The sequence below is a fragment of the Desulfovibrio sp. genome, from assembly GCF_047607245.1.
Lineage (GTDB): Bacteria > Desulfobacterota > Desulfovibrionia > Desulfovibrionales > Desulfovibrionaceae > Desulfovibrio.
The window spans coordinates 1-9,739 of sequence record NZ_JASGDK010000052.1; the positions used below are offsets into that span (position 1 = coordinate 1).

The window sequence follows — 9,739 nt, forward strand, 5'->3', positions numbered from 1 at the left end:
CCCGAGGCTAAAAGCACCTATGCCTTCCTGCTCTACTCGCAGGCGCTTAATGACGAGGACGAAGCCGCTCTTTTGCAGGCCGCGCCTCTCATGGCCGCAGCTAAACTTCCCGCCAGCATATGGCTTGAAGGCGGCGTCTGGCTGGTAAGCAGAAAGTCGGCTGAAGCCGCGCCCTATCTGGAGCAAGGACTTGCCGTCGCACCGGACGACATGTCTCTCAATCTGCTTTATGCCGAAGCGCTTATGGAACAGGGCACGCCGGAACGCGGCGTGCAGCTTATGCGGGCGTTCCTTGCCAAGCATCCCGGCTCACTGGATGCCCGTCTGGAACTGGCTTTGCTGCTGGTAAAAAGCAAGGAATACGCCGAGGCTGAAACCCTGCTTAACAGCGTAAGCTCCAAAGAGCGCACGCCTCTGGTCGACTACTACCACGCCCGTGCCCTCATTGGCATGGACCGTAGCGCCGAGGCCATTCCTTTCCTCCAGAAGGCCATCAAGGAAATGCCCGATTTTGTGGAGGCAATGGCCGAACTGGCCTTTATCTACGAGCAGCGCTCGGAATTCAAGCCCGCCCGTACCCTCTATGAAAAGCTGCTCAAACTCAATTTTTCGCCTCAGGACGTGCTGCTGCGCCTCATCAGCCTTTCGCTGCGCATGAACCAGCCTGAAAAGGCTTTGAAGTACATGCGTCAGGGGCCAGACACAATCCCCTTCAAGCTTACCGTGGCCGGGCTGTTCATTGATTCGCGCCATTACCTTCAGGGTGAGACCCTGCTCAAGCAGATTGCCGCCAGAGACGATGCCCCGGTTGACGTCTACCTGCTGCTGGCCGACCTGAACTACGAGCAACGCCGCGACCTGCCGATGGCGCTTTCGTGGCTGGACAAAGTCCCGCCGCAAAGCAAGGCTGCCCCCAGGGCTGCCCTGCTGCGCATACAGCTGCTTGGCGAGGCTGGCAAGGAACAGGAAGCCCTGACCGTAACCAGACAGGCCCAAAAACAGTTTGAAGACGCTCCCCAGTTCTGGGAACTGGAAATTCGTCTGCTGGCGCGTCAGCAACAGATGCCGCAGGCTCTTGAAATTGCCCGCAAAGCCGCAAAAAAGTGGCCGGACAACGTCGACATGGCCTTTCTTCTCGGTTCGCTGCTTGACGAATCTGGAGACAAAAAAGAAGCCTTCAAGGTTATGGAGCACATACTCACCCTGCATCCAGAAAACTATCAGGCGCTGAACTATGTGGGCTATACCCTGGCGGAAGAAAACCGCGATCTGGAAAAAGCCCTGAGCCTGCTTGTCAAGGCTGATGAGCTTTCGCCCAATCAGTCCTATATTGTGGATTCCCTGGCCTGGGTTCTCTATAAGCTGGGCAGAAACGAAGAAGCTCTCAAGGAAATACGCCGTGCCGTCAAACTCGACGAGCATGTAGACGCTTCCATATGGGAGCATTACGGTGACATAGCCTCTAAAATGGGGCTCAAAGACGAGGCCCGCACCGCCTATCAGAAGGCGCTGGACCTCAAACCCGCCAATGCAGACGCATTGCGGCAGAGGCTTTCACAGTTATGAAAAAATTTCTCGCGCTTTGCTGCCTTTGCAGTCTGGCTTTGCTGACCGCCTGCGCAAAGCAGCCGTCTTTGGAAATGACGCCTGAGAATCAGGCCAGACTTGAAGAACGCTGGCAAAAATTTGCAGCCAGGGGACAGGACATGGCCCTGACGCCTTACCGTCTGCAAATGAGCCTGCGCTTTGGCACCGAGGGTGATACCCGGCGTGTCACGGCCCTTTTCTGGGGCAACAGCCAGCGCAAGCTGCGTCTGGACGTTATGGCCGGAGTGGGGGCCACTGTGGCTAAAATTCTGGAAGACGGCCAGCATTTCCTCGTCTACAGCCCCACCGACAACAAAGCATACTTCTATCAGGGCGCTTCCAAACCCCTGCTTCAGGTCGGCGTGCCGGTGCCCTTCAACCTCGGGCATCTGGCCGATCTGCTCAACGGACGCTACAGTCAGGTTTTCGGCAAAAGCTTCGCCTCTGGGACGTTCATCCCCGGCGACCTTGCCCAGTACACGCTTGAGGGCAACCCCGCCGGCGTGCTGACCCTTGATGCCGCTGGCCTGCCTGTGGCCTGGAGCGAAAAGGGCGACAGCGGCAAGGGCTGGAAGATGGAGGTGGTTTTTGATGAATCACAGCCTCCCCTGCCCCAGCGCCTTAACCTGACGCACGGCAATGGCAAGCGCGCCATCGTGCTCGTCAAGGAAAGAGAAAAGCCCGCCACGGCCTTTACAGAAGAGCAAATGACCTTATCCATACCAGAAGGTGTTCCTCTGCTGCCTCTGGCAAAATACCAGCAGCGCTAGGGGCAACGGGCGCCGGATTTCATCGGTTTCGGGCAATTGGGTTTAGCTTTTCCAGACGGGCGCTTTGTCTTGTCTGCAAATGAAAAGCTGACTTCTTGAGCCAAGTCTATGACCTGCGCATTGCTGACGGGTCAGGGAACAACCGTAGAAATCCGGCACTGGAAATTCTTCAGCATATTGAAAATACGCATTTCTGATGCGAAACTGCTTTGGCAGGCTGACCGGCCTATCAGGTCAGCCTGCCCTCACCCTTGCAGGAGTTGTTATGCAATCCATCCATCTGGCTTCGGACCATACCGGCGTTGACCTCAAAACCACTCTGGCCGAACATTTGGGAAAAATGGGCATCAATGTCATAAATCACGGCACTGACTCCAGAGACAGCTGCGACTACCCTGTGCTGGCGCACAAGCTTTGCGCCGCTGTGGAAGCATCCGGCGAACTGGGTATTCTCATCTGCGGCACCGGCATTGGTGTTTCCATTGCAGCCAACCGCCATTCAGGCATCCGCGCCGCCCTCTGCACCACAGAACTGCACGCCCGCATGTCGCGCCTGCACAATAACGCCAACGTGCTTTGCCTCGGTGCGCGCGTCACGGGCGTGGAGCTGGCAAAGGCCATTGTGGATGCTTTTATGGAAAACAGCTTTGAAGGCGGGCGTCACCAGCGCCGTCTGGATATGATCAACCTCCCCGCGTAAAGGAAGACCATGCAGCTCTACAACACCCTGGGCCGCCAGAAAGAAACTTTCGTTCCGGCACGCCCCGGCAAGGTCAACATGTACGTCTGCGGCATCACCGCATACGACTATTGCCATATTGGCCACGCCCGCTCTGCCCTGGTTTTTGACGTGCTAGTGCGCCAGTTGCAGCACCTGGGTCTGGACGTGACCTTCGTGCGTAACTTCACTGACGTGGACGACAAGATCATCAACCGCGCCAACAAGGAAAACCGCGACTGGCGCGAAGTGGCCCAGACGTATATCAACGCCTTTTACGAAGATATGGATCGGTTGGGTGTGCTGCGGGCAGACTTTGAACCGCGAGCCACGGATCACATCAAAGAAATTCAGGATCTTTGCTCCAAGCTGATCGCGGCTGGCAAAGCCTACGCCACGCCTTCGGGCGATGTGTACTTCAGGGTGCGTTCTTACGAGGCCTACGGCAAACTCTCTGGCCGCAGCCTTGACGAACTGCTTTCCGGTGCGCGCGTGGCCCCGGGCGAAGAAAAGGAAGATCCTTTGGACTTTGCTCTGTGGAAGGCCGCCAAACCCGGCGAACCCTCATGGGAAAGCCCCTGGGGCCAGGGCAGGCCCGGCTGGCACATTGAGTGCTCTGCCATGAGCGAATCATTTCTGCCTCTGGACATACACGGTGGTGGCCAGGACCTCATATTCCCGCATCACGAAAACGAAATTGCCCAGACAGAAGCTGTCTGCCATTGCCACCTGGCCCGTTACTGGGTGCATAACGGCTTTGTGCAGGTCAACGCGGAAAAGATGTCCAAGTCGCTTGGCAACTTCAAAACCATCCGCGACATTCTTGAAAGCTATTTGCCGGAAACCCTGCGGTTCTTTTTGCTGGGCAAGCACTACCGCAGCCCCATTGATTTCACGGCAGACAGTATGGACGAAACGGAGAAAGCACAGCACCGCGTGTACACCGCCCTGAGTGAGGCAGAAAAAGCCCTTACAAGGGAAAAATGGAAGAAAGTCCCCCTGCCCCAGCAGATTGCCGATGAGTGGGCCGCACAGCCCAAGGCGCTGAACGAGGCAATGGATGACGACCTTAATACCGCGCAGGCTCTGGGGCACATCTTCACCCAGGTACGCATCATAAACCGCCTGCTGGAAGACAAAAACCTGCGTGCCAGCGAAGCGGGCCGGGATGTTCTGCAAGAATTTCTTGCCCGTGCGCAACAGTGGAACACACGCCTGGGTCTTTTCGGCCAGAAACCTGAAACCTTTTTGGCTGCTTTGCGCACGATGCGCGCCAGCCGTAAAAATATTGATATGCCCCGCGTTGAAAGCCTGCTGCGTGAGCGGCAGGAAGCCCGCGCCAACAAGGATTTTGCCAGCTCTGACGCACTGCGTCAGGCTTTGCAGGATCTGGGCGTGAGCGTGCGCGATACCCCTGAAGGGCAGGACTGGGATCTGGAGTAGACCCAGCCACGGGCACTCGGGAGAACCTATGTTGCATTACTGCGCCCCCCGTCGATGGACGGCCCTGATAGTACTGCTGGCCTTTCTGCTGCCGCAGATATGCCCGGCGCCCGCGCAAGCCTTCTTTTTTGGCGGCGTGACCATCAAGGACGAAAAAGAGATGGGGCAGAAGTTCGACATTATGGTGCGTTCCAATCTGCCGGTCATTGAAGATCCTGAAGTCAAACAGTATGTGGACTACATGCTGTCCAGGCTGGTAAAGGCCATTCCGCCCCAGCCATTCAGCTTCAAGGCCACCACCATACTGCACAACTCCCTCAATGCCTTTGCTGTGCCCGGTGGATATGTTTACGTATTCACCGGCCTGATCATGAATCTGGAAAAAGAAGAAGAGCTGGCGGGTGTTTTGGCCCACGAACTGGCCCATGTCACGCAGCGTCACGTAGCCTCACGTTTGCAAAAGGCCCAGTTTATAACCCTTGGCTCCCTGCTGCTGGCCGTGGCTGGTGTGGCAGCAGGCGGTGCGGGCGGCGGTGCTCTGGCCGTTGGCGCGATGGGGGCCGGGCAGTCGGCCATGCTCAACTATAGCCGCATGGATGAAAATGAGGCCGACCACATTGGTCTGCAATACCTCATTGCCGCAGGCTATCCCCCAGATGGCATGGTAGGAGGCTTCAAGGTGCTGCGCCAGAAAAGCTGGATGAGCGGCATCAGCGTGCCCACCTATCTTTCCACACACCCTGACCTGGGTGACCGTATCAACGGACTTCAGGCGCGTATTCAGACCATGTCCAAATCTGTTCAGGACCGCAATCAGGACAACAAACGCTTCACACGTGTAAAAACCCTGCTGTGGGCCAGATACGGCGACGAACAGGCCGCCCTGCAACGGTTTTCAGCCAATGACGGCCTTTCAAGCATGGGCCGGGGCATTGTACTTGCGCGTCAGAACCGCATCAATGACGCCAGCGCTGCCTTTGATCAGGCCCTCAAGGTCGCGCCCGACGATCCGCTGGTATTGCGCGAGGCAGGAGCCTTCCATTACCGCAAAGGTGACATGAGCCGTGCTGACGGCCTGCTGTCCAAAGCCATGCGCATTGATCCCAAGGATTACATGGCCTCTTTCTTTTATGCGCGCATGCTGGACGAAACTGGCAGGCAGGCTCAAGCGGCCAACCACTACAAGGATGTGCTGCGGTATGTGCCAGAGGACGCCGAGGTACACGAGGCCTACGCCCGTTCTCTGGGCAAGGCTGGCAATACGCCCGAGGCCTACATCCATATGGCTTACAGTGCCCTGTACTCCAACAACAAAAAACTTGCCGAGCGTTACTTCAACGAAGCCAAAAGCATGTCGTCCCGCAGCGCGGACAAGCGAACTTTTCAACGTCTTGAGGCCGCCTACAAGGAACGCAAGGAAATATGGGACAAGAATTGATGGAAACGCACGCCACAACTATTCTCGCTGTTCGCAAGGACGGTCTGGTGGCCCTGGCCGGTGACGGACAGGTGACCATGGGGCAGACAATGATCATGAAGCATGCTGCCCAAAAGGTGCGCCGCCTGCACGACGGCAAAATTCTGGCTGGCTTCGCCGGAGCCACTGCCGACGCATTTACCCTGTTCGAGCTGTTCGAGGCCAAACTCAAGGAAGTGCGCGGCCATATGGTGCGCGCTGCCGTTGAAATGACCAAAGACTGGCGCAAGGATAAATACCTGCGCAAGCTTGAGGCCATGCTGCTTCTGGCCGACAGTGAACACATACTGGTGCTTTCGGGCACGGGCGACGTCATTGAACCGGACGACAATGTGGCTGCCATAGGCAGTGGCGGCCCCTACGCTCTTGCAGCGGCCAGGGCGCTTTCACGCCACAGTGATCTGGACGCCGAAACCATAGCACGCGAATCTATGCGCATTGCCGCTGAAATCTGCGTGTACACCAACGACCACGTAACTCTTGAAACCCTGTAAACCTGCGGTATGAGAACAAGGATACGGCCATGAGCGTTCTCACCGCAGGCTGCAAGGTGAATCTGGGGTTGCGTATTACCGGAGTTCGCCCGGACGGCTACCACGAGATAGATTCCCTCTTTTATCCCTTGTCACGCCCCTGTGATCATCTCAAGTTGCAGGTTACGGACAACACTGGCATTGTGGTGCGCTGCGACGAGGCAGGCCAAGCGGTTCTGGATGAAGGCAACAACACCCTGACCAGGGCCTACGCGGCCTTTACCGCAGCTGTTGATTGCCCGGTGCCCGGCCTGGACGTTCATCTGCGCAAGGGCGTCCCTTCCGGCGCGGGTCTTGGCGGCGGCAGCAGCGATGCAGCTGCCCTGCTGCGCTGGCTTAACAATGCTGTACCTGCCCCACTGGACGCTCCGGCGCTTGCCGCAACCGCTCTTGCTGTTGGAGCAGATGTGCCCTTTTTTCTTCATGAAGGCCCTTGCCGGGTACGTGGCATAGGCGAAATTATCGAGCCTGCCGAACTGGATTTATCCGGCATGCGCATGGTGCTGGTGTGCCCGCAAATCCATGTGAGCACGCCGCAAGCCTTCGCTGATTACGATGCGTGGCTGGCGTTGCAAGACGGCAAAGAAGGTCAAAACAACTTGACAAGAGGCCCAAGCAAGGCTAATGGAACTTTTCTCTCCCGAGGGCGGTTTGACGCTGACCTGGACAACGACCTCGAAACAGTTGTCTTTACGCGTCACCCCGAGCTTGCCGACATCAAGGCCACCCTGTTGCGCTGCGGCGCGGCAAAGGCCTGCATGAGCGGCAGCGGCTCCAGCGTGCTGGGGCTTTTTGATCGTGAGGCGCTTGTGGAAACACAGGCGGCCACGGCCACACTACAGGGAGAGAACAGGCGCGTTTACGCGCATGTGCTGTAACAATACTGGGATGTAGCCAAGTGGTAAGGCAACGGACTTTGACTCCGTCATTCGAAGGTTCGAACCCTTCCATCCCAGCCACAGCATACTGCGGATCGCGCTTTGACTGCCGGAGCGAATGTTATCGGAAATATCCGGGCGCTCCGGTTGCCGCGCGGGAAAAATCCCGCATCCGGCGCCACAAGGGCGGTTGTCTGACAGTCAGCACCGCCTGGGGCTGGCGGCAGGCAAAGGTGTATAACCTAAATTGCTCTTTGACGCGCACAAGGCAGGGCGGTTCATGTTCAGCGATCTGAAGATCGTCACCGGTTCTTCCAATCCGGAATTGGCCAAGGCCATTTGCAACCATCTGGGCTGTCAGCTCACCCCAACGTTGTCCACAACGTTCAGCGACGGGGAGTTGCGAATTGAAATCGGCGATAATGTCCGTGGCGACGACGTTTTTGTGGTACAACCCACATGTCCGCCCACAGTCAATCGCAACCTGGTGCAGCTCTGCCTTATGCTGGACGCCCTCAAGAGGGCCAGCGCCGGGCGCATCACCGCCGTAATACCCTACTACGGCTATGCCCGACAGGACCGCAAGGTCAGCCCCCGTGCGCCCATAAGCGCCAAGATGGTGGCGGACTTCATCAGCGTGGCCGGGGCTGAACGCGTAGTTACAATAGATTTGCATGCGGGTCAGATTCAGGGCTACTTTGACTGCCCGGTAGACAACCTTTTTGCCGTACCCGTTATGCTGGATGCCCTGCGCAAGCTCGGCGACGAAAAAATGGTCATTGTTTCACCCGATGCTGGCGGTGTGGAGAGAGCCAGGGCTTATGCCAAGCGCCTCAATGCTCCTCTGGCCATCGTGGATAAAAGACGCGACAAACCCAATCAGGCCCAGGCCATGCACGTCATCGGCGACGTGGAAGACCGCCTGGCTATTGTGGTTGACGACATGATCGACACTGCGGGCACCCTGTGCGCCGGAGCCGAAGTTCTGATGAAAAACGGGGCCAGAAAAATTGTGGCCTGTGCCACCCACCCCGTGCTGTCCGGCCCGGCCATTGACCGCATCAATGCCACCGAAGCGCTTTCACAGGTCTTTGTTACCGACACGATCCCGCTGGGCGACAAGCTGGAACGCTGCCCCAAGCTTGAGGTCATTTCTGTGGCCGCCATCTTGGGCAAAACCATTCACAACATCCATACCGGCTCGTCGGTCAGCGTGTTGTTTGTTTAGCAAAAAACCGTCGGCTCAAAGCCTTCGCGCATGACCGCACGGCATAATCCCGCAAGGGAATGGCAAGTTTACAGTAAAGAACTTTTCCGCACGTATCAGGCGGCGGTAAGCCAAGGAGTGGACAATGAATATTGAAAAGACTTTGAGCGTGCAGAAGCGCGAAGCCTGCGGCAAGGGCCCCAGCGGCCGCCTGCGTGCCGAGAAACTGATTCCTGGCGTGTTCTACACCGCCAACGGCGAAAACATTTCCGTGCAGGCCCCTGCGCTGCCCCTTGAAAAAATTTACGGTGAACTGGGCCACACCACGGTGTTCAACCTCGAAATCGAGGACAACGGCCAGAAGACCATGCATCCTGTGCTCATCTGGCAGGTGCAGTTCCATCCCTACAAGCGCGCTTTCACCCACATCGACTTCTACGGCGTTGACCTGGACAAGGAAGTCACCGTTGACGTGCCCGTGGAATTCGTGGGCACTTCGCGCGGCGTGAAGCTTGGCGGCCGCCTTGAAACCTACCGCGAAATCGTGCGCCTGTGCAGCAAGCCTCTGTCCATGCCCAAAAAGATCACCGTCGACGTGACCGACATGGGCATCAACGACACCATCACAGTGTCTGACCTCAAGTTGCCCGAAAACGTGCATGCCATCTTTGATCAGAACTTTGCTCTGGTCAGCATCATCTCCAAGGGCAAGGACGAGGAAGCTGAAGGCAAAGACGCTTAAGTTTGCCAGCGGCCTGCATAGCCGGCATGTCCGGTTACGGCCAGTTCGCCTTATATATGGCCGGTTCCTTGCGGAACCGGCCTCGTTTTTGAAAGCTGTATACGGACAGTTTGAACGATTCACTTCAGGGCCTTGTGCTTCAAGCGTGATGCAGGCACTCTGTCCTCTGAAACAGGTATGATTGACATGCCTGCCGAACGATTGTTGAAGCCACCCACATCAGATATGCCACTTCCCGATGTGACCTACCATTCCTTGCGCCCCCTGGGCAGCAAGGCAAGCCTGGAATTCTGGCCCAAGCAGAATGCCGGGGTCATATTGTTTTATCCCGGCACCATGCTGTCTCCCCTACAGTACCGCCCCCTTCTCGCGGCACTGCATGAG

The 9,739-nt window shown here is 57.2% G+C and carries 9 protein-coding genes and 1 tRNA gene; all 10 read left to right on the forward strand.

Going from position 1 to position 9,739, the window contains the following annotated elements; translation table 11 throughout:
• On the forward strand, window positions 1-1,566 hold a 1,566-nt coding region (locus QM579_RS03895; protein ID WP_414997900.1), incomplete at its 5' end, for a tetratricopeptide repeat protein.
• A complete protein-coding gene (locus QM579_RS03900) occupies window positions 1,563-2,357 on the forward strand; it encodes a hypothetical protein (RefSeq protein WP_414997901.1) in 795 nt (264 codons plus the stop codon). The genes QM579_RS03895 and QM579_RS03900, both read left to right, overlap by 4 nt.
• A 265-nt stretch (window positions 2,358-2,622) precedes the next feature.
• Entirely contained in the window at window positions 2,623-3,057 is a 435-nt protein-coding gene (gene rpiB, locus QM579_RS03905; protein WP_414997902.1) for a ribose 5-phosphate isomerase B, read from the forward strand.
• Window positions 3,058-3,066: 9 nt separating this feature from the next.
• Window positions 3,067-4,518 (forward strand): cysteine--tRNA ligase, encoded by a 1,452-nt coding sequence (gene cysS / locus QM579_RS03910; RefSeq protein ID WP_414997903.1) that lies wholly within the window; start codon window positions 3,067-3,069, stop codon window positions 4,516-4,518.
• A 28-nt stretch (window positions 4,519-4,546) separates the two neighbouring features.
• On the forward strand, window positions 4,547-5,956 hold the full coding sequence (locus QM579_RS03915) for a M48 family metalloprotease (protein WP_414997904.1): 1,410 nt from the start codon (window positions 4,547-4,549) through the stop codon (window positions 5,954-5,956).
• Window positions 5,956-6,489, forward strand: a complete 534-nt coding sequence (hslV, locus tag QM579_RS03920; protein ID WP_414997907.1) for an ATP-dependent protease subunit HslV — start codon at window positions 5,956-5,958, stop codon at window positions 6,487-6,489. Before QM579_RS03915 ends, hslV begins: the two co-directional genes overlap by 1 nt.
• 29 nt (window positions 6,490-6,518) lie before the next feature.
• On the forward strand, window positions 6,519-7,406 hold the full coding sequence (gene ispE, locus QM579_RS03925; protein WP_414997905.1) for a 4-(cytidine 5'-diphospho)-2-C-methyl-D-erythritol kinase: 888 nt from the start codon (window positions 6,519-6,521) through the stop codon (window positions 7,404-7,406).
• Window positions 7,407-7,412: 6 nt separating this feature from the next.
• A tRNA-Gln gene (locus QM579_RS03930) sits at window positions 7,413-7,487 on the forward strand.
• Between the two features lie 199 nt (window positions 7,488-7,686).
• On the forward strand, window positions 7,687-8,634 hold the full coding sequence (locus QM579_RS03935; RefSeq protein ID WP_183718093.1) for a ribose-phosphate diphosphokinase: 948 nt from the start codon (window positions 7,687-7,689) through the stop codon (window positions 8,632-8,634).
• 124 nt (window positions 8,635-8,758) lie between these two features.
• Complete coding sequence (locus QM579_RS03940; RefSeq protein ID WP_414997906.1) at window positions 8,759-9,355, forward strand: 50S ribosomal protein L25/general stress protein Ctc; 597 nt, start codon at window positions 8,759-8,761, stop codon at window positions 9,353-9,355.
• Window positions 9,356-9,739: the final 384 nt, after the last annotated feature.

Coding starts and splice junctions, on each gene's coding strand:
- rpiB (WP_414997902.1), top strand. CDS start 2,623: ATGCAATCCATCCATCTGGCTTCGGACCATACCGGCGTTGACCTCAAA.
- ispE (WP_414997905.1), top strand. CDS start 6,519: ATGAGCGTTCTCACCGCAGGCTGCAAGGTGAATCTGGGGTTGCGTATT.
- QM579_RS03900 (WP_414997901.1), top strand. CDS start 1,563: ATGAAAAAATTTCTCGCGCTTTGCTGCCTTTGCAGTCTGGCTTTGCTG.
- QM579_RS03935 (WP_183718093.1), top strand. CDS start 7,687: ATGTTCAGCGATCTGAAGATCGTCACCGGTTCTTCCAATCCGGAATTG.
- hslV (WP_414997907.1), top strand. CDS start 5,956: ATGGAAACGCACGCCACAACTATTCTCGCTGTTCGCAAGGACGGTCTG.
- cysS (WP_414997903.1), top strand. CDS start 3,067: ATGCAGCTCTACAACACCCTGGGCCGCCAGAAAGAAACTTTCGTTCCG.
- QM579_RS03915 (WP_414997904.1), top strand. CDS start 4,547: ATGTTGCATTACTGCGCCCCCCGTCGATGGACGGCCCTGATAGTACTG.
- QM579_RS03940 (WP_414997906.1), top strand. CDS start 8,759: ATGAATATTGAAAAGACTTTGAGCGTGCAGAAGCGCGAAGCCTGCGGC.